Genomic DNA, 26,679 nt, shown 5'->3' with positions numbered 1-26,679 from the left:
GAGCACAAGCATGCCGACAGTCGTTGCCCAAGGATGTCGGGCGCGCCTGTGAAGTCAGCAGGAAGACGGGATGGGTGTTGCAGGACGTTGCTGGCGAAGGGGGCTTTCGGTGACTTTGGTCTGTAGTCCGTTTCGTACACGGCCCAAGTTCGAATCATTCTAAAACGCGATCTGCCTGCCGCCGATCCAATGCAGGGTAACGGTTGGGCTCTACGAGAGCCCGGGAGTCACTCTCATGAAACGCGTTCTTTCATTCGTGCTGTCCGTCGCTACGGTTGCCGCATTGTTGTTTCCGGTGATGCTGCAGGCCGGCAGTCTTGAGCCCGTCGACAGCACGGGTGTGCAAGTGCAGCAACAACAGCAAAATGGCACCCGGTATCTGGCCGGCGGGATCGGTGAGGATGAGGCGAAAGCCATTCAGCAATCCAGCGGTTACAACCTGCACATGACGTTTGCGGTCGGCGCGCAAGACGAGTACACCGCCGACGTCGATGTGACGATTCAACAGGCCCCGGGGCAAATCGTGCTGACGCTGAGTCAGACGGGACCACTGGTGTACGTGCAATTGCCACCCGGCAAATACACCGTCGTGGCCACGCGTAAGGGCGAGACACGGCAGGATGTCACGGATGTTGGCGGCGGTGCTGCGCGCAATCTGGTGTTCCACTGGAACGACAACAGCTAGCGGGTTTTGGCTTTGCGCTTTGGCTGGGCAGCAGGCCGGGATATACGATTGACCCAGTACCATCCCGGTCCTGCGGCCAGTAACAGCAGCGCGAACAATCCCTGCCAGACGATCTCGAACCAATACAGGCGCGGTTGGGCCGCGAGGGTATAAGTCCTGGCCGGGCCGCCACGGGTGATCATGGTGATGGAGCCCTGTTCTAACCCATCGATGACCAGGTAACAGAGCATCCCACCCAGACATACCAGAAACACGCTGAACAGGATCGTCAGGCATATCGACAGGCGGCTTTGGCGATACGGCGGCGGATGGGGCAGGGGGATGCGGGTTCTTTTCTGATTCATGAGTTAGCTCTGCGAACGTCCTTTCGCGGTCAGGAAACCGCCGGTTCTTCCTGTTGCTCAATCAGTGGCTGCCGCACAGGCGACGGTCGCCCGGCGAGGTGCGCGCACTCGGCAATCACCTTCAGAATCTCGATCACGCCTGGGGTCAGTGCTGTACCCAGGCAGATGCGCACGCCCGTAGTCGCATGTCCGTCGGCGAAGAAAATTCCGCTGCCGGCGACGTGGCAACCGCGTTCGGTGGCGAACGCTTGCAGAGCCGGCATGTCGGTGTGTGCGGGCATTTCGATCCAGTGAATAAAACCTCCACGCGGTGGCACGTACACGGTTCCCGCAGGGAAGTCCGTGCGCACCAGCCCCTCGACAAAACTTGCCAGCGATGACAGTTGCGACCTGAGCCTGGCGCAGTGCTCGTCCATGTAACCGCGCCCGATAAATTCGTTGAGGACATTTTGCGCAAGGCTGGACACCGCCAGATTGCGCGAAAACATTTGCGCCAGAATCGCGTTGCGGTACTTGCCGGCCAGACACCAGCCGACGCGATAACCGGGGGCGATGGTCTTGGAGAACGACGAGCAGTAAATCGTCTGCCCACTGGTGTCGTAGCTTTTGATGGCGCGCGGGCGCTCTGTTTCCGGCACCAGATCGAAGAAGATGTCGTCCTCGATAATCGGCACGTCCGCTTCGCGGGCCATGTGTGAAAGTCGGGCGCGGGTTTCATCGGGCATGATGAAACCACGGGGATTCTGCAGGGTCGGGTTGAGAAAGATCACCGAGACCTTTTTCAGTTTCAGCGCTTCTTCGAGGTGATCGACGTCCAGGCCCAGTTTGCCGTGGGTGCGGATCGGCAGGGCGCGCATGCCCAGACGTTCGATGGTCTGCAGGATGCCGTAATAGGTCGGGGTTTCGATGGCGACCGTAGCGCCTCGCGGTGCGACGGCTTCGAGTGCCAGTTCCAGGGCAATCGTGTCGCCCGAGGTCACCAGAATATCGTCCGGCCCGCAGACCACGCCGCGCGTCAGCATCAGCCCGGCAATACGCCGTCGCAGTGCCGGCAGGCCGGGTGGCGCGACCAGGCCAGTCAGCGAGTTGTCAGCCTTGCCGGCCAGCACTGAAAGGCATTTGTTGAGTAGCACATTGGGCGTGAGATCGCTGTGCAAAACGGCTGAGTTCAACGAGGCGGTGGTGCGTGAAGCCGCCTCGGAGAGCATCGCCACCACCGCATGATTGACGTTGACGGTGACACTGGAGAAATCAAAACCGCTGGCGGGTTTTGCCTGCCCCGAGGCCGAAACGAAATAGCCGATGCGGGGCTTGGTCGACACGTAAGCATCGGCCTCCAGATCCGCCAACGCGCGTTGCACGGTGGTAATGCTGGTTTCAAACATTCTCGCCAGGGTGCGGATCGAGGGCAGTTTTGCATCGGCTGCCCACTCACCACTGTCGATCTGACGAATAATCCAGTCCTTGACGATCCGCCAGCGCTTGTCCGGTAAATCAAACCTGTCCATAAGTTCTCTGTTATGTCTCGAAACAATTCAGAGAAAGTAGAGCAAAACGATTCCCGTTGCAGCAACTATGACGATGTTGAGGGCCACCAGTCCGAAGGCGAATCGGATCAGGTTGTGCTCCTCCTGCCGGTTGGCACCCGCCAGCCCGATGATCAGCGACAGAATCGATAGCGATCCCAGCGCACCATGCCCGGCGGCACTGTTGACCATCGCCGCCAGCCACGCTCCGTGTTCGCTGCTCAGTGCGGCGATGGACGGCATGACCAGGGTGTTGCCGCCGACGTTGGAACCGGTGACATAACCGGCGATCCCCGCCAGCAAGGCGATGGTCGGCGCCAGGGAAATCCCCGACAACGATTGCAGTGTGCGCTGTGCCTCGACCAGAAATCCGGCGTTGACCATGACCTGGGAAAGCAGCAGGAACAGGAAAATCGTCGTAACCGGAAACTTCGCCCGGTTGAACAGTGCGCGCCACGGGAAACCCGTCGCCGCGCTTTGTTTGATTGCCATCAGCAGGGTGACGATCAGCAGCGCCAGCCCCGGGGATGCCAAAGGCTTCCAGGAAACGTGCTCGCCTTTGACGATCCACAGCGCATCCCAGCCCGACAGAACAAACACGCCACGCGAGGCAACGATCACCCCAAGCAAAGCCAGGTAAGGCCACGCCGCGTTCGGCCAGCGCACCAGTTTCTTCCGTTGTGCGTAGGAGATGCCCAGGCCCACGCAGGCCACGGCAAGACCCGCCAGCACCCCGGACACTTCCGGGCCGATCCACAGGTTGATGGAGAACAGCACCGCCACGAATAGCGCCGTTACCACGATCAGCCCGAGCCATGGTGAAACCGTGCGGATGCCGCCCTGCCACAGGGCGATCGCTGCGAGGCAGAGGAACACTGGGGCACTGATCAGCGCCGAATGACTGCCAAGGGTTTCTGCCGGCAGATGCGCCAGCAGCGCACCAATCACCGTGGCCAGGCCCAAGGTGCCCCACGGCATGATGACCATGCCCGCCAGGGCGATTTTCATCCCCGACTGACGGGTGAACAGGCCCATCAACAACGGCACCGTGGCGATCAGTGAGACACCGAAACCGGTCATCGCTTCAAGCAGCGGCGCCAGGCCCAGCACGATGAAGATGACTTGCGCCGGCGGGGTCCAGCCCAACTCCTTGACCCAGGCGCCGATGGCCTGCGGCGCACCACCGCGCTCGACCAGGATGACGAAGGCCAGCCCCGGCACGATCACGCACGCGGTGCTGAGAAACAGGATCGTGGTGTCCTGAAAAATCGCTGAGCTGATGGCCGCCGACACCGGTCCGGCAGCGCCCAATGCCCATAGCACGAGCACCAGTACCACGCCTGCCAGCGCGGCTTGAACCGGCGGTCGGCGGACGATCAGGATCAGCGCGATCACCAGCGCGATCGGTGACATTTGTAACAAGAGAGAGCTCATACACAGTTTTCCTTAACTTAATCGTGAGTCTGCCCGCTGTACTCGGTCGCCCGCATGGAGGGGCGCTCACAAAAAGTCTGATACCACTCGGTCAGGCGTGTCTGAGCGGAAAAGTCCGATAGCTGGCGAAAGGCGATCCAGTCGAGTGCGGTCGCCAGGGCGATGTGGCCAATGGTGATCGGACCATTGAGATCGACGTGCTCTTCGATGAAGCGATAAGCCTCTTTGAGTTTGAACGCCTGACCCTCGGCGTAGGCCGGATAGCGCAAGGCTTCCGGGCGACGCTCGACTTCCCAGCGCAGCTTGATGCCGACATCGCACATGCCCTGCGCCAACGCCTGCAGGCGCAGGGCCTTGTAGCGTTCGGGGCCACTGGCCGGGATGAGTTTCAAGCCGTTGCTCAGGTCGTCGAGGTACTCGCAAATCACGATGGAATCGAACAGCGCGCTGTCGTCAGGGAGGATCAGCACCGGCACCTTGCCCAACGGATTGGCCTTGTAGATAACCTCGTTCGGCGACGTCGGGCTGGTCTCGTGATGGATCACTTCCAGGCTCGAAGCGATGCCGAGTTCGTGGGCAAGCACCAGCACTTTGCGGGCGTAGGGTGAGTGCGTCTGGTAGTAAAGTTTCATGCGGGAGTACCTGCCTCAAGAATTGCAGTGGCGGCGCGATGAGCGTCCATGAACAGGCGCGAGGGCGCACCCGCTGATGTGACGTAGTGGTTGTAGTAGCAAGAGCCTTCGGCGAGCGGGCCAAGCACCCAGAGGTTGCGCACTGGCTCGCCCGCGCTCGACTTGGGATGACACGCCGCGTCGACATCAATGCCGTCGATGCCCGGCACGTCGGTACGCGGGCGGATCAGTCCAAGGCGCGCCAGGTCGCGTACCGGCGCGCAGTCGCTGTTGGTCACGCCGCTGCTCTGAACATAGCCGGCGACACGCTTGAAGTGGTCTATCGCCGGTCGAGAGCCAGGCTTGAGGAACGTCAGCAGACCGGCGTCACACAGGGCCAGCAGGTCGGCGTGGCGCTCTTTCTGCGGGCCGGCGACGAGGCGGTTGATCGCCTTGTGCCAACGACCATAGAACTGCCGGTGGGAGGCGTCGGTCAGCCCGTCGAAGTCGACCGCTTCACGCAGTCGGTCACGCAGATCACGCCAGACTTCGATGGCCGCTTTGATCGCCGACGCCCCACGGCCCAGCCGCGACTCCTGCAAGTCGGCTTCGAGCGTGTCGTAGATCCAGGCGTGATAGTTGTGCGGCGTGACATTGTCCGGCAGTGCATGCCAGATCAACGCCTGCGGATTGATCGCGCCGCCGTTTGCTTCGTAATCGCGCAGCAACGCTTCGCAGGCGACAACGCCAGCAGGCCCGGCAACGCTGACGCTCCTGAGTTGCTCAAGTACCTGCGTCGGGTTTTCATGCAGAACAGCGACGGCCGCCGCACGCATCTCCAGCAGCATCAGCGGCAGGATGTCTTGCTCGAAATCCAGCTGCCGGTTCGGTGCATCGGCCCGCAAGCATTCGATGCGCGCGCTGGTGAGCAGCACGGCTTGATGACGCGGGAACTCGATCAGGCCGTTGGGGCGGGTGCGGAAAGGCAGGCCGTCCCGCGACTGGATAAAGATCACCGGCTCGCGACCTGACGGTTGATACGCGTGACTGGCATCGGCCATGCGCTTGTAGTGACCGCCGCGGCCCGAGGTGAGCGCCGCGAGGGTGTCCATCGCGCCGAGGCCCAGCCCTTCAATCAGCACGGTTTCGCCGGGTTCGATGGTGTCGAGGCTGCCAGGCAGCGGGTAGACGTCCTCGATGCGGTTGCGATCAGCCAGGCGCAGGCGACCGGTATGGCCGACCGTCAGAATCAGCCGATCCACCGCCACCGCCTCGCCTGATGCGGTTTGCAGAGCGTACTGCTGAGCCGCATTGCGTTCGACCGCCGTCACTGCCTGTTGATGCAGGTTCACGCTGACCCAGCTCGGCGCGGTGGCGAGGATTTGCGCAAAGGCATCCGCCAAGTAAGCGCCGAGCAGATGACGCGGCAAAAAGTCCTGCGCCTCGACATCGCGTCCATCGGCGGCGAGCAAGCCGCTGTCGGGATCGACCTTGATGCGCTGCTCACGGCACCACGTCAGGAAATCCGCGCCCGGCCTTTCGCGTGCATCCGCCAGACTTCCAAATGCCGCCGCGTCGGGGAATACCCCGAGCTGACCGGCGACAGTATTGAGCAAAAGATAGTCCGGCTGATCCGGCCAGTGCGCGCCGCTACCGAGCACATTGGGCTCGAAAATATCGATGACGACCGATTGCTCCGGGCGCTCCTCGGCGACGCTCAGCAGGCGTTCGAAAATCGATAGCCCGCGCGATCCGCAGCCCACCAGGCCGATAAGCAGAGGTGCCTTCACCATCTGCGCTCCTCCCCGAAGAAGGACGGGATGGCGACCGCCGAGCCGTCCTTGACGGCGATGTCGTGAATCATCCGGCCAATCGCCAGATCGAGGATGCCCATGCCGAATGGCGAGTAGATCAGCGGTTTGTCTGTGGCGACTTGCAGATCGCCGCGAATCAATTGCGCCACGGTGCCGGTAACGAAGTCGCGATGACCGTACTGCTGCTCGGCCAAGTGCGGCGAGGTATTGGCCTTCAGGCAATGGGTCACATCGTCGAAGTAGTTGTAACTTTCTTCGATGATTTCTGCGCCGATATCCCGCAGCGAAATGTTCAGGACGATCTGCCCCGGACGGAAAGTGCCGCTGCCTTTCACATAAGGCTCGCCGGCGCTGGTGGCGAACACCACGATGTCGGCGCTGAGTGCGTCTTGCAGCGACAGCAGCTGTACATCCGGAACCCCAAGCTGTTTGCCAAACGCTGACAGCGCTTGCGCTGATTCGGCGTTGAGATCGTGGATCCCCACGCTGTCGAACGACCAGTCGTCGGCGATGAACGTCTCAAGGATGTTTCGCGAAATCACCCCGCCACCAATGATCGAAAGTCTTGGCGCGCTTTTCCTTTGGCCATTCAGCCACCACGCGCCGAGCACCGCCGATGCGGCAGTGCGCACAGCACTGATCAACGCACCCTCGAGCAGCGAATAGGGATAACCGGTGTCCGGATCGTTGAGGATCAATACCGCCGAAGCGCGCGGGATGCCCGACTTGATGTTGTCGGGATAGCTGGCAATCCACTTGATCCCGGACACGGACTGATCGCCCTCGCTGTCGACGATGGCCGCCGGCAACGCAATGATCCGGTTCGCCGGTTCCGCCGGAAAGCGCAGGAAGTAACTGTCAGGGTTAACGGTTTCGCCACGTTCGTGGGTCAGGTAAGTCTGCGCGACGATCTCGATGGCTTCCTGCCGCAGGCCGTTGAGGATGTCCTTGACGACTGCGCCGGGGATAACGTGGAACGGTTGGATCGGGTTCTGTGTGGTCATGGGAATTACGCCGAAAGTGCCAGAGCGATTTCTGGGAAAAGGGGTTGCAGCGCCGCTGCGCCAATACGCTGGGTGACCCAGTCGTCGGAATAGATGGTTTCGAGGTAGCGCTCACCCATGTCGGGCGAGATCGCCACGACAACGTCGTCGGGACGGATGTGCGGCGCCCATTGCTGGATGCCCGCGAGGACGGTGCCGGTGGAGCCGCCGAAGAGCAGGCCGTAGCGTTGCGCCAGCCAGCGGCAGACCTTGATCGTCTGTTCCTCGGGAATCGACAGGAAGTCGTGAATCCCGGACGCCTCGAATATCTCTGGCAGGCGACTGGTGCCCAGACCCGGGATATGCCGCGTGCCCCCCGGCAGGCCGAACGTGACCGAGCCGACAGTATCGACAGCGATGACTTTGGTCTGTGGATGATGTTCGGCGAAGTAGTTCTTGCAGCCCATCAGCGTGCCGGTAGTGCCGGCGCCGACAAACAGGTAATCCACATGGGGAAACTTATGGGCAATGGACTTCGCGGTCGCTTGATAGTGGGCGAGGGGATTGGTCGGATTCTTGTACTGGTTGAGCCAGATGTAATCCGGGTTCTCCGCGACCAGTTGCTCGATCAAACGAATGCGCGAATTAAGGTAACCGCCGTTTTCGTCACGTTGATCAACCATGATCATCTCGGCGCCGAGTGCCTGCATGAGCTTCCTGTTTGGCGCAGAAATATTCGGGTCAATCACACAGACAAACTTGTAACCCTTGGCGGCGCAGACCATGGCCAGCGCAACCCCCAGATTCCCCGATGAAGACTCGACCAGGCGTGTCTTATGGGAAATCCGCCCCTGATTCTCCAGATCGGTAATCAGTGCGTGTGCGGTTTTGAGTTTTATCGATCCGGCAGGATTCAGTCCTTCGATTTTCAGTTGGATCCTTGCGCTGCAAAGTTCTCCAATCTGCACATAACTATCTTCATTGATAAGTTGCTTGATCATACGTCGTCCGTTTCGCTCTTTTGCCGGGCGCACGGGGGCGCCAGCATTCATCCTGGAATGTTTGAAAAGCAGTAAATGCAGTTCGCCTGTTTGGTTTTTAGATTTTTTAGCTGGACAGGAAGTGACCTTGCGGTGAACGCCGATCTATTCAAAAAATCAGGTTTTGCGCTCTGACGACCTCAAGGGCCGAGAGTGTTGCGGGGCGCAAAGTAGAGCCAGTCATTGGCTCGCCAAGGCTTGGAGAAATACTGGCGAAATTTCCTACAAGGGGAGAGATACAGATTTCGGGTATTTTTCAGTACAGGTGGGGATGGGTGTATCGAGAGGGAGAGGGCGAGTAGGGAGGCATGATCAAATCGCAGGCATAAAAAAACCCTGAATCTTGCGATTCAGGGTTTTCGGTATTTGGTGCCCAGAGACGGAATCGAACCGCCGACACGGGGATTTTCAATCCCCTGCTCTACCGACTGAGCTATCTGGGCAACGGGGCGCATTAAAAGGGTTTTTCGGATTTACGTCAACGACTTTTTTAAAATTTCTTAAATTAATTCCGTCGCTTACGATCCGACCCCCGATTTTGCGGGTTTACTCGGCAGGCGGAACGTAGCCTTCGGCCTTGGCGTAATCCTCGCCGGAGAAGTACTTGTCCATCTCGCCCTGAAGATATTTGCGATCTTCGGCGTTCATCATGTTCAGGCGTTTTTCGTTGATCAGCAGGGTCTGGTGTTTCTGCCAGTCGGCCCAGGCCTTGGCGGAGACGTGATCAAAAATATCCTGACCTTTGGCGCCCGGGAAAGGAGCGCGTTCCAGAGCGGGCAATTCTTCTTTGTACTTACGGCACATGATGGTGCGGGTCATGGTGACTCTCCTGCATTCAATACGGCAGCCGCGCGTTCGAGCAAGGTTTTGACCGGGGCGGCGAGGCCCAGGCGCGGCGGGGTGGCGAGGTTATACCAGAGCCAGTCGGCCTCGGCCACGTGATGGCTGGCCTCCTGCACCTGAACCAGCCAAGGTTCGATGGACAGCTGGAAATGGCTGAAGGTGTGGACAAGGCTTGGCAGCGCCTGCTGCTCGCCCATGGTCAGCGAGTGCTGATCGGCGAGATGTTGCAGGTCGTCGAGGTCGTCGAGTTCCGGCAAGCTCCACAAGCCGCCCCACAGGCCTGTCGACGGACGGCGATAAAGCAGAATCGCGCCGTCGCCATTGGCGAGCATTGGCATCAGCGTGCGTTTCTGCGGAATGGCTTTGCGCGGCTTGGGAATCGGGTAGCGCGTCTCCAGGCCAAGCATGTGCGCTTCGCAGCCACGTTCCAGCGGGCACAACAGGCAACTCGGTTTGCTCCGCGTGCAGAGTGTGGCGCCCAGATCCATCATCGCCTGGGTGTAGGCGTTGACCCGATCGTACGGCGTAAAACGCTCAGCGTTGGCCCAGAGTTGTTTGGCGACCTTGGGCTCGCCGGGGTAGCCCTCTTGCGCGGTAAAGCGCGCCAGAACGCGTTTGACGTTGCCGTCGAGGATCGGCGCGCGCAAGCCCATGCTGATGCTCGCGATGGCGCCTGCAGTGGACAGGCCAATGCCTGGCAGATCCGTAAGCTTTTCGACGTCACGCGGAAACTCGCCGCCGTACTGGCTGACGACGATCTTCGCGGTCTTCTGCAAATTGCGCGCGCGGGTGTAATAACCCAGGCCCGTCCACAGGTGCAGTACTTCGTCTTCCGGCGCCTCGGCCAGCGCTTGAACCGTCGGCAGCGCGGCAATGAAACGGTCGAAATAGTTGAGCACGGTGCTGACTTGCGTCTGTTGCAACATGATCTCCGACACCCACACCCGATACGGATTGATATCTTGCTGCCAAGGCAGATCGTGGCGGCCGTGGCGGTCGAACCACTCCAGCACCGCCTGTGAAAACTGCTCCGCTCTCATCGCTTGAACAGCCCCTTCAATGCGTTTTTCAATTCCGGGCTGACCTTGTCGCCGAGTTTCTCGTTAATTTTTTCGCTGAGTTTGTCACCAGCCAGTTTGGTCGCGACCTGACCGAGTCGATCGTTGTCCACACGGCAGGCCTTGGCGCCCAGTTCCAGCGGGCCACGGCAGCGCAGCGGCCACTCGATGCCGACGAACTTTTCGCCGACCTGACAGGCCGGATCCGGCATGGCGCTGGTGTCACCCTCAACGATGATGCCGACGCGGTAGTCCATGCCGAGCACACGCAGGTCAATATCGCCGTCACCGTTGACGGTCATGCCCGGGATGCGCACTTTCAAGTCCGGGTTGCTGGCGATGCCGTTGCGGAAAGTCAGGTTGCCCTTGAGTTCCTGGAACGGGGTGTCCTTGCCGCGTGGCTCGCCGCTAAGGGTTTTGCGGTTGAGCGTGGCGATGCCTTTGCACAGTTGCTGCTCAAGGTTGGCGTTGAGCAGCACGCCGTTGTTGATCACGAAACTGGCGTTGCCGTTGAGGGTTTCGATCAGTGCCTGTTGGCTGTTGCCGCTGCCGGTGACATTACTGGTGAGGGTTACCAGGCCTTTGACCGGCGGATTCTTGCCCTGGCTTTCGAGTATTTTTTCCGCCGGTACGCGGTTGATCTTCGTCTGCAGGTTCAGCACTGGCGCGCTCGGGCGTACGTCGAGGGTGCCTTTGGCTTCGAAGCCGCCGTTGTACAGTTCGCCGCTCAGATTATTGAGGGTCAGCAAGCCGCCTTGACCAGTGGCTTTGAGTGCGGCGTTCTGGATCGGCAATTTGTCGAGGGTCAACTGGCCGAAAGTCAGGTCGGCATCCACATCGAGCTTGGCCAGGCGTTCAACCGGCAGGAGACGATCAGTGCTCCAGGCGCTTTTGCTCGGTTTGTCCGGCAGCGGCGTGGAGCCTGCGCCGGCCATGGCATCGGCTTCGGTGCTGGCGACTTCGGCCTGACGCACTTGCGTGGCGCTGGTGGCTTTTTCCGATTTCGGCGGCAGGTAGCGGTCGACGTTGAAGGTGTCTGCCTTGAGGATCGCCCGCAGCGATTGCTTGGCGAAATCCTCGACGGCGATGCGGCCGCTGAAGCTGCTGTCGTCGATCTTCAGGTTGATGTTGTCGAACGCGGCGCTGGTTGGCGTGGCCGAAACACGGCTGACCAGTTCGACCTTGCTCAGGCTGCCCTCGGCCATGGCCGGCAGTTTCTGGCCGATGCTGTCGACGAATTTCGCCAGATCGAACTGCGCGATCGAGATGCCGCCAGTGATCTGCGGGGTCTTGTCGAGGTCGTTGGCTTTCAGTTCACCCAAGGCGCGCAACTGGTTGGCGGAGATCTTGATGCCGGTCCATTCGGCGACGTTCGCGGCTTTATCCAGCAGCAACTGCCCCTGAGCGGAGAAGGTCATGGTCTTGCCTTGGAGCGGGTCACCGGCCAGTTCGCCGGAAAGCTTCAGGTCTTCAAACTTGTAGCGTTGCAGAGCGCGCTCGAAGCGCAGTTCACCCGTGAGTTCGGTACGCACCCGCAGCACGGGCTGATTAGTGCCGAGGAAGGCTGTGGCTTTCACCGGAATGTTGGTCGAATCGTGCACCGGGCCGGTGCTCAACTGGATGCTTTCGGCACTGAACTGCTTGCCGGTCAGTTCGTCGTTGTACTCAACACGGGCGTTGTTGACGGTCAGGCTGTCGATGTCGAGGCGGATCGGCTGCGCGGGTTTTTCCACCGCGACCGGCGTGTCACTGGCGGGTTCGCCGGGGGTGGCTGGCGGCGTTGTGCCGGCCGCGACAGGCACTTTGCCGATATCTTCCCAGTTGCCGTGACCGTTCTTGTCGCGGTTCAGACGGAGGTTGAGGCCTTCGACGCGCACATCGCTCATCTGCACTTCGCGGCGCAACAGCGGCAGCACGCGCACGGACAGGCCGAGCATCTGCAGGTCGGCAAACGGTTCGGCAGGCTTGGCCAGGGTGGCGACGCTGGCTTCGTGCAATTCCAGGCCGAGCCACGGGAACAGGCTCCAGCCGATATCGCCATTGAGCGTCAGCTCGATGTGGGCCTTGTCGCGGGCTATCTGGCGGATCTCGTCTTTGTAATCGTTGGGATCGAAGAGGTGGGTCAGGGCAAAGCCTGCCGCCACGATGATCAGCAACAGCCCGAGAAGTACCAGACCCAGGATTTTGCCGAACGCTTTCATGGGCGAGTCCTTGTAGTTAGTCGAATTCGTAATTTAGCCGGGGAGTATAGCGCTGCAACGGCCCGGTTCGGGTTGAAGTCATGTTGCCAGCACCGCCAGTGGCACCTGTAACTTGGCGGCGATGGCTTGGGCTTCAAGATGCCCGGCAGGCGCCAGCAGACGCAGTTCTGCCCCCGCTTGCGACGCCATTTTCTGCGCTTGGTTCACCAGCCGCTCGGCAACCCCACGGCGTCGGGTAACTTTTCGTACGCATAAATGCGACAAGTACCAAACCTCGGGGTGCCTTGTCAGACGTGCGGCGCCGAGCAAGCGGTCATTGAAACGTCCGGCAATAAAACAGCCGTCAGCCAAGGCGCTTTTGATCAGCTCGGCCTCGCCGGAGAACGGCGCAAACAGCCAATCGGGCGCATCGCGGTAAATCTTCTGCAAATCCTGCTGGTCCTGATAACTGGCGTCTTCAAGCGTCTGAACGATGACTGGCATGGTGGCTCCGTAGGAAATGTCCTGTGCAGGAGATCAGGTGACATGAAAAAGGTGATATCAGTTTGGTTTTTCTGTCACGTGCAAATGGTAACCTTCGCCGGTTCGTCCGTCCTTCTGCGACTTAACGTCGCGCCTTCAAGGAGCTTCACCTGAAAAAACGGTCATGCCTGCGTGCATTAAGGCCGAGGGTGAACAGTGGCTGGCGAACCATACTAATAATTGGGGGATACACAATGAGCACGAGCATCACGGCGGACGGCGTCAAAGCCGACCAGCCCGCGTTCCTGTCCAAGGAACGCATCATCGCCAAGCCCGGTTTCAACCGCTGGCTGGTACCACCGGCCGCTCTGGCCATTCACCTGTGCATCGGCATGGCCTACGGTTTCTCGGTGTTCTGGCTGCCGCTGTCCAAGGCGTTGGGCATCACAGCGCCAGTGGCTTGCGCGCCGGACATGAGCTTCATCGCACAAGTGTTTTCTTCGCAATGCGACTGGCCGATCTCGATGCTCGGCTGGATCTACACCCTGTTCTTCATCTTCCTCGGCTGCTCGGCAGCGATCTGGGGCGGCTGGCTGGAACACGCCGGGCCACGCAAGGCCGGTGTCGTATCGGCGCTGTGCTGGTGCGGCGGCCTGCTGATCTCGGCGCTGGGTATTTATACCCACCAGATCTGGCTGATGTGGATCGGTTCCGGTGTGATCGGCGGTATCGGTCTGGGCCTGGGCTACATCTCGCCGGTGTCGACCCTGATCAAGTGGTTCCCGGACAAGCGCGGCATGGCTACCGGCATGGCGATCATGGGCTTTGGTGGCGGCGCGATGGTTGGTGCCCCATTGGCCGCAGCGCTGATGGGCCACTTCGCCTCGCCAACCAGCGTCGGCGTGTGGCAGAGCTTCCTGGTGATGGCCGCGATCTATTTCGTGTTCATGATCGGCGGCGCACTGTCTTACCGCGTACCGCCAACTGGCTGGAAGCCTGAAGGCTGGACGGCTCCGGCGAAAAAAGCTTCGAACTCGATGATCACTCACCGTCACGTGCACGTGAATGTCGCGTGGAAAACCCCGCAATTCCGTCTGGTCTGGCTGGTGCTGTGCCTGAACGTATCGGCGGGTATCGGCATCCTCGGCATGGCTTCGCCACTGCTGCAGGAAGTGTTCGGCGGCAAACTGCTGGGTGTTGACGTGCCGTTCGGTCAGCTGGATGCCGGGCAACTGGCGTCGATCGCCGCGATTGCGGCCGGTTTCACTGGTCTGTTGAGCCTGTTCAACATTGGTGGCCGGTTCTTCTGGGCATCGTTCTCGGATTACTTGGGCCGCAAAAACACCTATTTCGTGTTCTTCGCTCTGGGTTTTGCCCTGTATGCGTTGATCCCGAACCTCGGTCATCTGGGCAACGTTGCGCTGTTCGTGGCGGCGTTCTGCATCATCCTGTCGATGTACGGCGGTGGTTTTGCGACGGTTCCGGCGTATCTGGCCGACCTGTTCGGTACGCAAATGGTCGGCGCGATCCACGGTCGTCTGCTGACGGCGTGGGCGGCAGCTGGTGTGCTCGGTCCGGTGCTGGTGAACTACCTGCGTGAGTATCAGCTGAGCATCGGCGTGGAACGCGCGGCGGCTTACGACATCACCCTGTACATCCTCGCCGGCCTGCTGGTGCTGGGTTTCCTCTGCAACATGCTGGTACGCCCGGTGGCTGACAAGTACTTCATGACCGACGCTGAGCTGGCGGCCGAACAGGCACTGGGTCATGACAAAGGTGCTGACGCCACCACCGTGCTGGAATGGAAAGCCGCGCCGGGCAGCAAGCCGTTGGCGGTGGCTGCGTGGCTGGTGGTGGGTATTCCGTTGGCGTGGGGTGTGTGGGTGACCCTGCAGAAAACGGCGGTACTGTTTCACTAAGTAATTGGTAAAACGCAGTACCCCTGTAGGAGTGAGCCTGCTCGCGATAGCGGTCTGACAGTCACAGAAATGTTGACTGTGAGGCCCTCATCGCGAGCAGGCTCACTCCTACAGTCGTTTTGGGGTGCCTGTAATGGCTTGTATGGACATGTCTACCCGCGACAGCCGGGGGTTCTATCCGTCTGCCATGTCACGTCTCGTGTTTCTGTTTCGGCCCCGCGTGCCTATAATGGCTGCCTTTTTCGCCCAATGATTTTGCGGAGCTGGTGATGGCCGAACGTAAGGCGTCTGTCGAGCGCGACACTCTGGAAACCCAGATCAAAGCCTCGATCAACCTTGATGGCACCGGAAAGGCCCGATTCGATATCGGTGTTCCTTTTCTTGAGCACATGCTGGATCAGATCGCCCGTCACGGGTTGATCGACCTGGATATTGAATGCAAGGGCGATCTGCATATCGACGACCACCATACGGTGGAAGACGTCGGTATCACTCTCGGCCAGGCCTTCGCCAAAGCCATCGGCGACAAAAAAGGCATCCGTCGCTACGGCCACGCCTACGTGCCGCTCGATGAAGCACTGTCGCGTGTGGTGATCGACTTCTCCGGCCGCCCAGGCCTGCAGATGCACGTGCCGTACACCCGCGCCACCGTAGGCGGCTTCGACGTCGACTTGTTCCAGGAATTCTTCCAGGGCTTCGTCAACCACGCACTCGTCAGCCTGCACATCGACAACCTGCGCGGCACCAATACCCACCACCAGATCGAAACCGTGTTCAAGGCTTTCGGCCGCGCCCTGCGCATGGCCGTGGAGCTGGATGAGCGCATGGCCGGGCAAATGCCATCGACCAAAGGCGTTCTGTAATGCAGACGGTTGCAGTTATAGATTACGGCATGGGCAACCTGCACTCGGTGGCCAAGGCCCTCGAGCACGTCGGCGCCGGCAAGGTGTTGATCACCAGCGATGCGGACGTGATCCGCGAAGCCGACCGCGTGGTATTCCCCGGCGTCGGCGCGATTCGCGATTGCATGGCGGAAATCCGTCGTCTCGGTTTCGACTCGCTGGTGCGTGAAGTCAGCCAGGATCGTCCGTTCCTCGGCATCTGTGTCGGCATGCAAGCCTTGCTCGACAGCAGCGAAGAGAACGACGGCGTCGACTGCATCGGCCTGTTCCCGGGCGCGGTGAAGTTCTTCGGCAAAGACCTGCATGAGGACGGCGAACACCTGAAAGTCCCGCACATGGGTTGGAACGAAGTGAAACAGAAGGTCAGCCACCCGTTGTGGCATGACATTCCGGACATGGCGCGTTTCTACTTCGTGCACAGCTACTACATCGCCGCCGCCAACGCCCGTCAGGTGGTGGGCGGCGGTCATTACGGTGTCGATTTCGCCGCAGCGCTGGCCGAAGGCTCGCGCTTTGCCGTGCAGTTCCATCCGGAGAAGAGCCATACCCATGGCCTGCAATTGCTGCAGAACTTCGCGGCGTGGGACGGTCGCTGGTAATGGCTATCAAGAAGAAACCGCCGATCCTGACCCTCACTCCCGAGCAGGAGAGCGAGGCCAATCACAAGATCAAACGCTTCATGGAGGATCGATTCGAACTCGACCTCGGCTCGTTTGAAGCGGCGGAAATTCTTGAGCTGTTTACCCGCGAAATTGCTCCGCACTATTACAACAGGGCGATTTTCGATGTGCAGACCCACCTCAAGGAGCGGTTTGAAAGCATCGAAAGCGACCTGTGGGCGCTCGAAAAAAATTAAGAGCAGCGGCAAGCGTCAAGCTGCAAGCTGCAAGAGATAGACGCGCGTGCGCGCTTGCAGCTTATGGCTTGCAGCTTGCCGCTCTTTTGACGAAGGAAAAAGCATGCTGATTATTCCCGCTATCGATCTTAAAGACGGTGCCTGCGTACGTCTGCGCCAGGGCCGCATGGAAGATTCCACAGTGTTCTCCGATGACCCGGTGAGCATGGCTGCCAAGTGGGTGGAGGGCGGTTGCCGTCGTCTGCATCTGGTCGATCTGAATGGTGCGTTCGAAGGTCAGCCAGTCAACGGCGAAGTGGTCACCGCGATCGCCAAGCGCTACCCGACCCTGCCGATCCAGATCGGCGGCGGCATCCGTTCGCTGGAAACCATCGAGCATTACGTCAAGGCGGGCGTGAGCTACGTGATCATCGGCACCAAAGCCGTGAAAGATCCGGCGTTCGTCGCTGAAGCCTGCCGTGCGTTCCCGGGCAAGATCATTGTGGGTCTGGATGCCAAGGATGGTTTTGTCGCCACTGATGGCTGGGCTGAAATCAGCACCGTGCAAGTCATCGATCTGGCCAAGCAGTTTGAAGCCGACGGCGTGTCTTCGATCGTTTATACCGACATCGCCAAAGACGGCATGATGCAGGGCTGCAACGTGCCGTTCACCGCCGCACTGGCCGCTGCCACCAAGATCCCGGTGATCGCCTCCGGCGGCATCCACAATCTCGGTGACATCAAGTCGCTGCTCGACGCCAAGGCGCCGGGTATCATCGGTGCAATCACTGGCCGGGCGATCTACGAAGGCACTCTCGACGTCGCCGAAGCGCAAGCTTTCTGCGATTCGTACCAAGGCTGAGGACTGACCATGGCGCTGGCCAAACGCATCATCCCTTGCCTGGACGTGGACAACGGCCGGGTCGTCAAAGGTGTGAAGTTCGAGAACATCCGCGACGCCGGTGACCCGGTGGAAATCGCCCGTCGCTATGACGAGCAGGGTGCCGACGAGATTACCTTTCTCGACATCACCGCCAGCGTCGATGGCCGCGACACCACGCTGCATACCGTTGAGCGCATGGCCAGCCAGGTGTTCATTCCGCTGACCGTCGGTGGCGGTGTGCGTACCGTGCAGGACATCCGCAACCTGCTCAATGCCGGTGCCGACAAGGTCTCGATCAACACCGCAGCTGTGTTCAATCCGGAATTCGTTGGTGAAGCAGCGCAGCATTTCGGCTCGCAATGCATCGTCGTCGCCATCGACGCCAAGAAAGTCTCCGGCCCCGGCGAAACCCCGCGCTGGGAAATCTTCACCCACGGCGGCCGCAAGCCGACCGGCCTCGACGCGGTCGAGTGGGCGAAGAAAATGGAAGGCCTCGGCGCCGGTGAGATCCTGCTGACCAGCATGGATCAGGACGGCATGAAAAACGGGTTCGACCTCGGCGTGACCCGCGCCATCAGCGATGCTCTGGGCATTCCGGTGATCGCTTCCGGCGGTGTCGGCAATCTGCAGCATCTGGCTGACGGCATCCTCGAAGGTCATGCCAGCGCCGTGTTGGCGGCGAGTATTTTCCACTTCGGCGAATACACCGTGCAGGAAGCCAAGGCGTATATGGCGCAACGCGGGATTGTGATGCGCTAAACCGTACAGGCCAGTGGACAGCATGGCGTACCCAAGGCACTCTTGGGCACGCCATGGATTTCGGTAGCCCGACATGATCAAACGCCTGCTTCTTGTTCTCGCCAGTGCCTGTGTGTTGCTGCTCAATACTGCCCGGGCCGAAAACAGTCCTGACACCGATCTGGTGCTCCTCACCGAAAACTTCCCGCCGTACAACATGGCCAAGAACGGCAAGAATTTCGCTCAGGGCGAGAACATCAACGGCATTGCCACCGACATCGTGCGCGAGATGTTCCAGCGCGCCGGCATCACCTACAGCCTGACCCTGCGTTTCCCTTGGGAGCGCGTCTACAAACTGGCCCTGGAAAACCCCGGTTACGGTGCGTTCGTGATGGCGCGGCTGCCGGATCGCGAAAAACTCTTCAAATGGGTCGGCCCGATCGGCCCCGACGACTGGATCCTGTTGGCCAAGGCTGACAGCAAGATCACCCTCGAAACCCTCAATGACGCGCGCAAGTACCGGATCGGTGCCTACAAGGGCGATGCGATTGCCGAGACGCTGACCAAGCAGGGCTTGAAGCCAGTGGTCGTGCTGCGTGATCAGGACAATGCGAAGAAACTGGTCAACGGTCAGATCGATCTGTGGGCAACCGGCGATCCTGCCGGCCGTTATCTGGCGCGGCAGGATGGCGTGACCGGACTCAAGACCGTGCTGCGTTTCAACAGCGCCGAGCTGTATCTGGCGCTGAACAAGGACGTCTCCGACGAAGTTGTGGCCAAGCTTCAGGCTGCGCTCGATCAGTTGCGCAGAGAAGGCGTGGTTGACGACATCATGGCAAGGTATCTGTAGCGTTCGGCAAGTCTGGCTCCGGCTCTGGTAATGGCGCGGTGACCTCGTTGTCTGCCGATGGCGTATCGATGATCGCCTGCACTGCCGGTTCAACCAAAGGCACAACCATTACTTCAGGCTCCGTCGGCGTGTATTGGCTGATGTGCAAGCTGTTGCCATCGGTGTAACTGACGTCGTCGGTAACGTGCGTACCGTCCGCGCGTAGCAGCACATAATCACTTTGCATCAGATAGACCCCTATCGAGCTGTTTTTTGCCATAACGGCAGCGACCTCGATTGGCGCGGGGTTGAGCCATTCATTCGACTGAATTTCGCACTGGGTAAAAGCATTGTTCAACCGCGCCGAAAACAGGAACGGCTGGCGAGCGTTGCTTTGCCATTGAGCGCCGAACTCGATCGAGGTGAGCTGGGTGAAGGTGCGCAGGTTTTCCGATCTCTGGGCGCGGGGTGCCGTCCAGCGAATCGGTCTGGCGTCATCTTGGCCGTTCTTGCAATGGCCGACGAGCTGATAGTAATCCGTGCGTTGCAGAAGATAGAAAGGTGACTCTCGCAGTTGCTCGCGTCTGGAAAGCTGTGGGTCCTTCACCGCGAACCATGGAAGCCTAGCGGTCTGTGTGGGGTGTTCAGGTACCTGCGCACAGGGAGGTATTTCACTGTCGAGCACGGGCAAGGTGGGGGCAGGATTGACCTCGAGCGAAATCCGAATGCGCAGCGAATAGGCGAACAAGTTGTCGGGTCTGGAATAACCGCTACAGCCGACAAAGGTGCCGGGCACCAAGTAAATCTCATCCGCTGGTGCCGATGGCGGAATGGCGCTCCAGGTGCTGATGCTTTTTCGAGCGCCGCTGCTCCTGTCATTCCATGTCTGTTCACTGAGACCAGAAGCGATCACAAGGTCGGCACGGACACAGCGGACGGCGTTGAAAGAAGGTTTTTGATGGCCGTCGGAACATACCGATCCCAGCGCCACGTAACCTTCGGGAGGAACGGGGCGCCAGATCGCTCCGTCCTTTTTCGATCCCGATCCGGTGTCTTCCCAGATCAGTTCGTAGTCGACAGGCCGGCATAGTGCTTTGCCTTTGGCAGGATCTGCGCTGGGTGTATCAGCCTCGCAAACCACGGCCACGATATGCCTGCCAGTGATGTTGTCGTGGTTATCTATGAGCACGTCGCCCAATGGAAAATAGCCGGGAAGCACATCAGCGGCCGGGGTCGGACGCCAGATCGCGGCCTTTTTTGCCCGTGAACCGTGGGTGTCCCAGATGCGGAGAAACTCCGTCGTGAAGTTGATCAGCAGGTTGTCGTGGCGGATGGGCTCCATTTGCCCGGCTGGCACAGCGGTATCGTCATGCGTCGTCATAGTCACTCCTGATAGTTGAAAGGCGACTCAGGGAGTCGCGACCTGTTGCAGGTCTAACTATCCGGATGTAGGCCCAACCTCTGGCGGTAACTATGTATTGCGTGGTGACCGCGTGTTACCGATACACGCCGTCTTTGCCATGACCGGCCATAGCGCGATTGCTGCGCACGCTGATCATTTGCTTGATGTCGATCCATTCGATGCCCTGAGCCTTGAGCTTGGGCAGCTCGCGCTCCAGCACAGCGAGGGTCTGCGGGTACGGATGGCCGATCATCACCGCCGATCCTTGTTTGTGCGCCAGGCTGATCGCCGTCTGCAATTGGCTGAAAATTGCCGCTTCGGTGCGCTCGTCATCGAGAAACACATCCCGCGACACGCTCGCCAGATCGATCCTCTGCGCCTGTTGCGCCGCCACGGTTTGCGCACTGGTGCGGCTGTCGACGAAGAACTTGTGGCGGCGCTGCAATTCAGCCATCAACCACGCCATCGCCACTGGTTGCGCGGTCATGCGGCTGCCCATGTGGTTATTGATGCCGGCGGTGTAGGGGACCATTTTGAAAGCGGCGTTGAGGCGTTTTTCAAGTTCTTCGATGGGCAGTTCGGGGTGCCAGGCATACGGCCCGGTGGCCGGGTCCATGGGCATGTGCAGGATCACGATTTTGCCGGCGCGATGGGCTTCCCGGGCAAATTCGGTGGCGTGCGGGGTGTCGGGCATGATCGCCGTGGTCACCGGGACGGGCAAGGCCAGCACGCGGCGATCCCGGGGCAGGTTTTGCCCCAGGTCATCGATGATCAGTGTCAGGTAGGCTTTGTGAGGTGTCGAACCAGCGGGCTCTGCATGAGCAGCACCCGCCAGACAGCACAACAGAACGAAGACGAAACGCAGAGACATCCTCAGCGGCCGGACGTAATGCTCAGCCCTTTGAGCAGGCTCAGGGCCTGGGCCAGTTGGTAATCGTCATCCTGCGGCATGGCCTTGGCCTTGGCGCCGGAACCGGTCGGTTTGTCGGCGCCGCCGTTGCCATTGCCCAGGTGACCCTGCAGGTCGGCTTCCTTGAAGTAGTCGCCGTCCGCTTCGTTGGTGATCTTCGCCTTGCGCACTTCGATGTCCGGAACGATGCCCTGGGCCTGGATCGAACGGCCATTCGGCGTGAAGTACAACGCCGTGGTGATCTTCAGTGCGCGGTCGTTGTTCAGCGGCAGCACGGTTTGTACCGAGCCCTTGCCGAAACTGGTGGTGCCCATGACCACGGCGCGTTTCTGATCCTGCAAGGCACCGGCAACGATTTCCGAGGCCGAGGCGCTGCCACCGTTGATCAGCACAACCATCGGCACCGCTTCGCTTTCGTCCTTGCCAGTGGCCGAGAAGCGCAGTTCCGAGTTGGCGATCCGCCCCTTGGTGTAGACGATCAGGCCTTTGGTGATGAAGTGATCGACCACTTCCACCGCTGCCTGCAACACGCCGCCCGGGTTGTTGCGCAGGTCGAGGATGACGCCGTTGAGCTTCTTGCCGTTGTCCTTGCGCAGCTTGGCCAGGGCTTTGGAAACTTCTTCGCCGGTTTTGACCTGGAACTGGGTGATGCGGATATAGCCGTAGCCCGATTCGAGCAATTGCGCCTTGACGCTCTTCACTTGAATCACGGCGCGGGCCAGGGTCACGTCGAATGGCGTGCCGCCGTCGCGCACCAGGGTCAGGGTGATTTTCTGGCCGATCTTGCCGCGCATCTTGTCCACGGCTTCAGTCATGGTCTGGCCGCGAGTCGGCGCGCCGTTGATCTTGACGATGAAGTCACCGGCCTGAATGCCGGCCTTCGACGCGGGGGTGTCGTCGATTGGCGAGACGACCTTGATGAAGCCGTCTTCGGAACCGACTTCGATGCCCAGGCCGCCGAATTCACCGCTGGTGCTTTCCTGCAACTCGGTGAAATCTTCCGGGCCCAGGTAAGCGGAGTGCGGATCGAGGTTGCTGAGCATGCCCTTGATCGCGTTTTCCAGCAGGGTCTTGTCGTCCACTGGCTCGACATACGCGGCTTTGATCCGGTCCATGACCTCGGCAAAGGTGCGCAACTCTTCCAGCGGCAACGGGGCCTTGGAGGTTGCAGCAGTGCCTGCTGGAGCGACAGCCGGAGCCGGTTGTGCGGCGAACGCCAGAGGCGCGCCGATCACCAGGGCGATCGTCAGGGCCAGCGAGGTAAGGCGGGACAAATGCAGCATGTCGAACGAACTCCTAATGTTGGTGACTCAACGCCTATCCTTGCGCGCGGCACCATTGCGCCGGATCACTCGGGTGACCCTGCTGACGAATTGCGAAATACAGTGCAGGTGTGTCCTGACCGCCACTGTTTCCGACAGTGGAGATGGACTCACCGGCTTTTACCACGTCACCGGCCGACTTGAGCAGCGTCTGGTTGTGACCGTAAAGACTCAGAAAACCGTTGCCGTGATCGAGGATCACCAGTAGCCCGGCACCGCGCAACCAGTCGGCGAATACCACACGGCCGCCGTGTACAGCATGCACCTGACTGCCGGCGGAGGCGCTGATCATCACGCCGTCCCACTTGGTCCTTGCGTCGTCGCCACGGGTTTCACCGAAACGTGCCAACAGTCGACCATCAACCGGCCACGGAAGTTTTCCCCGGGTTGCGGCAAAAGGGCCGCCGAAGGTCTCGCCGCTGCTGGAAACCAAGGCGCCGGGTGTTGATCTGGCAGGTTTTCGTGGGGCGTCGCTGTTTTCAGCTTCGGCCTCACGTAAACGCTTTTTTTCCGCTTCCTGCTGGGCGATCAGCGCTTTCTGCCGCGCTTCTTCTGCCTCACGAGCCTGGCGGGCCAAGGTTTCTTCAATGGTTTTAAGGACTTTAGACAGGTCTGCCTGATCCTGCTCGCGAGAGGCAAGTTTCTGGTCGCGGGCCTTTACGTCGTCGTTGAGTTTGGCGAGGACTTGCTGGCGTTCCTTGCGGACCTTGTCGAGCTCTTCGCGCTGAGTGTCGAGGCTGCTTTTCTGTACGAGCAATTGTGCCTGCTGCAAGCCGATGTCTTTTTCGACATTGGCCAGTTGGCGCAGGGTTTCGTTGAAATTCTTCAGCTGCTCCAGGCGGGCCTGGCTCAGGTAATCGTAATAGGTGAGGGTACGGGCGAATTTCTCGGGATTCTGCTGGTTGAGCAGCAGTTTTAGGTATTCCTGGCGGCCGTTCTGGTAGGCCGCGCGGGCCTGGATGGCGATCAGTCGCTGCTGTTCAGTGCGCGCGCTCTGGAGTTTTTTTTTCTCCGCATCGAGCCGCTGCAACTCGGATTCGCTTTTCTGCAGTTCTTTCTGCAGGGCGTCGACCTGCTTCTGCAGCTTGCCCATCTCGGTTTCAGTGCCCTTGAGCTCTTTCTGCACGCCGGACTTTTCTTCCTGGAGTTTGCCCAGCAGCTTTTTCAGCTCGGCAATGTCCTGACGCGTGGCATCCAGCTGCTGCTGGGTTTGCGCGCGCTCGTCAGCGAAGGCCGGTTGGAGCAGGCAGGTCAGAGCGAGGGCAATCAGGACGCGAAGCATAGGGGCGGGCGGCACCAGGGTAAGGGACGGCCTAGTATGCCCGCCCGACGCTGCAAAAAAAACGCCCAATTGGGCTTGTGTGATAACTGGCCTTAAAAACTCTGCAAACCAGTGTAGAGCGACCTGTGGCGAGGGGATTTATCTCCGATCGGCTGCGCAGCAGTCGCGAAATCAGCTTGCACGGCGCGTCAGACACGCCGTGGTGTTCGGTTTCAGGGCGGCTTCGCCGCCCATCGGGGATAAATCCCCTCACCACATAGCCCACTCCCACAAGGTTTTGCAGGGTTTTCTGGATTCGGGTCAGACCAGAATCGAGGTGCCGGTCATTTCCGCCGGTTTTTCCAGGCCCAGCAGCTTGAGCATGGTTGGCGCCACGTCCGCCAGTACGCCGCCTTCACGGACCTTGAGGTCGCGCTTGCCGACATAAATGAACGGCACCGGCTCGGTGGTGTGCGCGGTGTGCGCTTGCCCGGTGGACTCGTCAGCCATTTGCTCGACGTTGCCGTGGTCGGCGGTGATCAGCGCTTCGCCGCCAACCTTTTCCAGAGCCTCGACGATGCGGCCGACGCAGGTGTCCAGGCATTCAACCGCTTTAACTGCCGCGTCGAACACGCCACTGTGGCCGACCATGTCGCCGTTGGCGTAGTTGACCACGATGACGTCGTAGCGCTGGTTTTCGATGGCGTCGACGATACGGTCGGTGACTTCCGGCGCGCTCATTTCCGGCTGCAAGTCGTACGTGGCGACTTTCGGCGACGGGATCAGGATGCGCTCCTCGCCCGGGAACGGTTCTTCACGGCCGCCGGAGAAGAAGAAGGTCACGTGAGCGTATTTTTCGGTTTCAGCGATGCGCAGCTGAGTCTTGCCGTTCTTCGCCAGATAGTCGCCGAGGACATTTTCCAGGCTGCCCGGCGCAAAGGCTGCGGGAGCCGGGATACTCGCGGCGTATTGGGTCAGGCCCACGTATTGCACTTTCGGCTGGCGGGCGCGCTCGAACTCTTTGAACCCGTCTTCGACAAATACACGGCTCAGCTCGCGGGCACGGTCGGCGCGGAAGTTCATGAACACCACGGCGTCGCCGTCTTCGACCTTGACTGGCTCACCAATCGAAGTGGCTTTGACAAATTCGTCACTCTCGCCACGGGCGTAAGCCGCTTCCAGACCTTCCTGCGCGGTGGCTGCGTTGAATTCGCCGTTGCCGTCAACGATCAGGTTGTAGGCTTGGGCCACGCGATCCCAACGGTTGTCACGGTCCATCGCGAAGTAGCGGCCGATGATGCTGGCGATGCGGCCCTTGCCGAGGGCCTGGAACGTCGCGTCAAGCAGTTCGATCGACGATGCGGCGCTTTTCGGCGGCGTGTCGCGGCCGTCGAGGAAGGCGTGCAGGTAGATTTTTTCGGCGCCGCGCTTGAAGGCCAGTTCGGCCATGGCGATCAGGTGATCCTGGTGGCTGTGCACGCCGCCATCCGACAGCAGGCCCATGAAGTGCACGGCTTTGCCGGCGGCCACGGCTTTATCCACAGCGGCGCAGATGGTCGGGTTCTCGAAGAACTCGCCGTCGCGGATCGCTTTGGTCACACGAGTGAAGTCCTGATACACCACCCGGCCAGCGCCGAGGTTCATGTGGCCGACTTCGGAGTTGCCCATCTGGCCGTCCGGCAGACCGACGTCCATGCCGCTGCCCGAGATCAAGCCATTTGGCACGGTGGCCCAGAGGCGATCCAGTACAGGCTTCTTCGCCGCAAAAACGGCGTTGGATTCGGGGCTGTCGCTGTGACCGAAGCCGTCGAGAATGATCAGGACCAAAGGTTTAGGCGTGGTAGTCATGGAATCCACTCGTGGCTAATAAAGAAGAGGGCGATGGAAAAGGGAGTTGGAGTTTAAAGCGAAGTTCCGACGGCGTCACCGCCGGACGGGGTTTGGCCGACCATAGTGGCTGTGTATACTGGCCGACATTTTAACGCCCTGGAACCTCCTTCGATGGTTGCTCACCTGATTGAATTTGCCACTAACCACTACATTCTTGTCGGTATCTTCGTCGTACTGCTGGCTCTGCTGCTGGCGCACACGATGCAGGGCGGCGGTAAAAGCCTGAGCACCGGTGAGCTGACCGCACTGGTCAACAAAGATGCGGGCGTGGTGGTGGACATCCGTCCGGCCAAGGATTTCGCTGCCGGCCACATCGTTGGCGCCGTGAACATTCCACAGGACAAACTGGCTGCGCGTATCGGCGAGCTGGAAAAACACAAGGCCAAGACCATCATTCTGGTCGACGCTCTGGGCCAGACCGCCGGCACCCACGCCCGCGAGCTGATGAAATCCGGCTTCACCGCCGCCAAGCTGTCCGGCGGGATTTCCAGCTGGAAAGGCGACAACCTGCCGTTGGTGAAGTGATATGAGTGAAGTCATCGTCTACTCCAGCGATTACTGCCCTTACTGTTCGCGAGCCAAATACCTGCTCGAGAACAAAGGCGTGGCCTTCAAAGAGATCAAGGTCGATGGCAAGCCGCAGGTGCGTGCCGAAATGACCCAGAAGGCCGGGCGCACGTCCGTGCCGCAGATCTGGATCGGCGAAAAGCACATCGGCGGTTGTGACGATTTGTATGCCCTGGAGCGCGCCGGCAAGCTCGACGCGCTGCTCAAGGCCTGAACGGCT

At 60.2% G+C, this 26,679-nt stretch carries 26 protein-coding genes and 1 tRNA gene; 10 read left to right on the top strand and 17 right to left on the bottom strand.

Features of this window, described 5'->3' with window-relative positions; genetic code table 11:
- The first annotated feature begins 235 nt into the window (after positions 1-235).
- Positions 236-685 carry a hypothetical protein gene (locus AC3WMT_RS14445; protein ID WP_103304185.1) on the top strand — a complete coding sequence of 150 codons (450 nt, stop codon included), beginning with the start codon at positions 236-238 and terminating at the stop codon, positions 683-685.
- Here AC3WMT_RS14445 and AC3WMT_RS14440 read toward each other — a convergent pair.
- The 12 genes from AC3WMT_RS14440 to AC3WMT_RS14385 form a co-directional block, all read right to left on the bottom strand.
- Complete coding sequence (locus AC3WMT_RS14440) at positions 682-1,029, bottom strand: hypothetical protein (RefSeq protein ID WP_103304186.1); 348 nt, start codon at positions 1,027-1,029, stop codon at positions 682-684. The two genes, AC3WMT_RS14445 and AC3WMT_RS14440, sit on opposite strands and share 4 nt — an antisense overlap.
- Positions 1,030-1,058: 29 nt before the next feature.
- Positions 1,059-2,537, bottom strand: coding sequence for an aminotransferase-like domain-containing protein (locus AC3WMT_RS14435; protein ID WP_103304187.1), 1,479 nt, complete (start codon positions 2,535-2,537; stop codon positions 1,059-1,061).
- Between the two features lie 27 nt (positions 2,538-2,564).
- Positions 2,565-3,989, bottom strand: a complete 1,425-nt coding sequence (locus AC3WMT_RS14430; protein ID WP_103304188.1) for an L-lactate permease — start codon at positions 3,987-3,989, stop codon at positions 2,565-2,567.
- Between the two features lie 17 nt (positions 3,990-4,006).
- On the bottom strand, positions 4,007-4,621 hold the full coding sequence (locus tag AC3WMT_RS14425; protein ID WP_103304189.1) for a glutathione S-transferase family protein: 615 nt from the start codon (positions 4,619-4,621) through the stop codon (positions 4,007-4,009).
- Positions 4,618-6,393, bottom strand: coding sequence for an FAD/NAD(P)-binding protein (locus tag AC3WMT_RS14420; RefSeq protein WP_103304190.1), 1,776 nt, complete (start codon positions 6,391-6,393; stop codon positions 4,618-4,620). The genes AC3WMT_RS14425 and AC3WMT_RS14420 overlap by 4 nt, the downstream gene beginning before the upstream one ends.
- Entirely contained in the window at positions 6,387-7,418 is a 1,032-nt protein-coding gene (gene sbnB, locus AC3WMT_RS14415; RefSeq protein ID WP_371919312.1) for a 2,3-diaminopropionate biosynthesis protein SbnB, read from the bottom strand. Before sbnB ends, AC3WMT_RS14420 begins: the two co-directional genes overlap by 7 nt.
- A 5-nt stretch (positions 7,419-7,423) precedes the next feature.
- Complete coding sequence (sbnA, locus tag AC3WMT_RS14410; protein ID WP_349306216.1) at positions 7,424-8,398, bottom strand: 2,3-diaminopropionate biosynthesis protein SbnA; 975 nt, start codon at positions 8,396-8,398, stop codon at positions 7,424-7,426.
- A gap of 406 nt (positions 8,399-8,804) precedes the next feature.
- Positions 8,805-8,880 (bottom strand) — tRNA-Phe (locus AC3WMT_RS14405).
- 103 nt (positions 8,881-8,983) lie between these two features.
- Positions 8,984-9,256, bottom strand: a complete 273-nt coding sequence (locus AC3WMT_RS14400; RefSeq protein WP_003220737.1) for an oxidative damage protection protein — start codon at positions 9,254-9,256, stop codon at positions 8,984-8,986.
- On the bottom strand, positions 9,253-10,320 hold the full coding sequence (gene mutY, locus AC3WMT_RS14395) for an A/G-specific adenine glycosylase (protein ID WP_103304191.1): 1,068 nt from the start codon (positions 10,318-10,320) through the stop codon (positions 9,253-9,255). Before mutY ends, AC3WMT_RS14400 begins: the two co-directional genes overlap by 4 nt.
- Positions 10,317-12,539, bottom strand: a complete 2,223-nt coding sequence (locus tag AC3WMT_RS14390; RefSeq protein ID WP_103304192.1) for an AsmA family protein — start codon at positions 12,537-12,539, stop codon at positions 10,317-10,319. The genes mutY and AC3WMT_RS14390 overlap by 4 nt, the downstream gene beginning before the upstream one ends.
- A gap of 78 nt (positions 12,540-12,617) precedes the next feature.
- Positions 12,618-13,022, bottom strand: coding sequence for an acetyl-CoA sensor PanZ family protein (locus AC3WMT_RS14385; RefSeq protein ID WP_103304193.1), 405 nt, complete (start codon positions 13,020-13,022; stop codon positions 12,618-12,620).
- A gap of 233 nt (positions 13,023-13,255) precedes the next feature.
- On the opposite strand from AC3WMT_RS14385, the gene AC3WMT_RS14380 reads away from it, so the two are divergent.
- The 7 genes from AC3WMT_RS14380 (at position 13,256) to AC3WMT_RS14350 (ending at position 19,128) form a co-directional block, all read left to right on the top strand.
- Complete coding sequence (locus AC3WMT_RS14380) at positions 13,256-14,920, top strand: OFA family MFS transporter (protein WP_103304194.1); 1,665 nt, start codon at positions 13,256-13,258, stop codon at positions 14,918-14,920.
- A gap of 269 nt (positions 14,921-15,189) precedes the next feature.
- On the top strand, positions 15,190-15,783 hold the full coding sequence (gene hisB / locus AC3WMT_RS14375; protein ID WP_007909204.1) for an imidazoleglycerol-phosphate dehydratase HisB: 594 nt from the start codon (positions 15,190-15,192) through the stop codon (positions 15,781-15,783).
- Complete coding sequence (gene hisH, locus AC3WMT_RS14370) at positions 15,783-16,421, top strand: imidazole glycerol phosphate synthase subunit HisH (protein ID WP_103304195.1); 639 nt, start codon at positions 15,783-15,785, stop codon at positions 16,419-16,421. The genes hisB and hisH overlap by 1 nt, the downstream gene beginning before the upstream one ends.
- Positions 16,421-16,678, top strand: coding sequence for a DUF2164 domain-containing protein (locus tag AC3WMT_RS14365; RefSeq protein ID WP_103304196.1), 258 nt, complete (start codon positions 16,421-16,423; stop codon positions 16,676-16,678). The genes hisH and AC3WMT_RS14365 overlap by 1 nt, the downstream gene beginning before the upstream one ends.
- Positions 16,679-16,781: 103 nt before the next feature.
- Entirely contained in the window at positions 16,782-17,519 is a 738-nt protein-coding gene (gene hisA, locus AC3WMT_RS14360; RefSeq protein WP_003220753.1) for a 1-(5-phosphoribosyl)-5-[(5-phosphoribosylamino)methylideneamino]imidazole-4-carboxamide isomerase, read from the top strand.
- A 9-nt stretch (positions 17,520-17,528) separates the two neighbouring features.
- Entirely contained in the window at positions 17,529-18,299 is a 771-nt protein-coding gene (gene hisF / locus AC3WMT_RS14355; RefSeq protein ID WP_003220755.1) for an imidazole glycerol phosphate synthase subunit HisF, read from the top strand.
- Positions 18,300-18,372: 73 nt separating this feature from the next.
- Complete coding sequence (locus tag AC3WMT_RS14350) at positions 18,373-19,128, top strand: substrate-binding periplasmic protein (RefSeq protein ID WP_103304197.1); 756 nt, start codon at positions 18,373-18,375, stop codon at positions 19,126-19,128.
- On the opposite strand, the gene AC3WMT_RS14345 is transcribed toward AC3WMT_RS14350, so the two are convergent.
- The 5 genes from AC3WMT_RS14345 to gpmI form a co-directional block, all read right to left on the bottom strand.
- The gene (locus AC3WMT_RS14345; protein ID WP_103304198.1) at positions 19,109-20,488 is read right to left on the bottom strand and encodes a Vps62-related protein; all 1,380 of its coding nucleotides are present in this window, start codon (positions 20,486-20,488) and stop codon (positions 19,109-19,111) included. The two genes, AC3WMT_RS14350 and AC3WMT_RS14345, sit on opposite strands and share 20 nt — an antisense overlap.
- A gap of 115 nt (positions 20,489-20,603) precedes the next feature.
- Positions 20,604-21,380: a divergent polysaccharide deacetylase family protein gene (locus AC3WMT_RS14340; protein WP_103304199.1), complete on the bottom strand. Its 777-nt coding sequence runs from the start codon at positions 21,378-21,380 to the stop codon at positions 20,604-20,606.
- Between the two features lie 2 nt (positions 21,381-21,382).
- Complete coding sequence (locus AC3WMT_RS14335) at positions 21,383-22,702, bottom strand: S41 family peptidase (RefSeq protein WP_103304200.1); 1,320 nt, start codon at positions 22,700-22,702, stop codon at positions 21,383-21,385.
- A gap of 34 nt (positions 22,703-22,736) precedes the next feature.
- Entirely contained in the window at positions 22,737-24,023 is a 1,287-nt protein-coding gene (locus AC3WMT_RS14330) for a murein hydrolase activator EnvC family protein (RefSeq protein ID WP_103304201.1), read from the bottom strand.
- A gap of 300 nt (positions 24,024-24,323) precedes the next feature.
- Positions 24,324-25,850, bottom strand: a complete 1,527-nt coding sequence (gpmI, locus tag AC3WMT_RS14325) for a 2,3-bisphosphoglycerate-independent phosphoglycerate mutase (RefSeq protein ID WP_103304202.1) — start codon at positions 25,848-25,850, stop codon at positions 24,324-24,326.
- Between the two features lie 153 nt (positions 25,851-26,003).
- Here gpmI and AC3WMT_RS14320 point away from each other — a divergent pair, with 153 nt between their 5' ends.
- Both AC3WMT_RS14320 and grxC read left to right on the top strand, forming a co-directional pair.
- The gene (locus AC3WMT_RS14320; RefSeq protein WP_083367280.1) at positions 26,004-26,417 is read left to right on the top strand and encodes a rhodanese-like domain-containing protein; all 414 of its coding nucleotides are present in this window, start codon (positions 26,004-26,006) and stop codon (positions 26,415-26,417) included.
- Position 26,418: 1 nt separating this feature from the next.
- Positions 26,419-26,673 carry a glutaredoxin 3 gene (gene grxC, locus AC3WMT_RS14315; protein ID WP_103304203.1) on the top strand — a complete coding sequence of 85 codons (255 nt, stop codon included), beginning with the start codon at positions 26,419-26,421 and terminating at the stop codon, positions 26,671-26,673.
- Positions 26,674-26,679: the final 6 nt, after the last annotated feature.

This window comes from Pseudomonas sp. FW305-7 (assembly GCF_058786735.1).
Note: the sequence above shows the minus strand (reverse complement) of the source record. Positions and strands in the feature narration are given on the sequence as shown.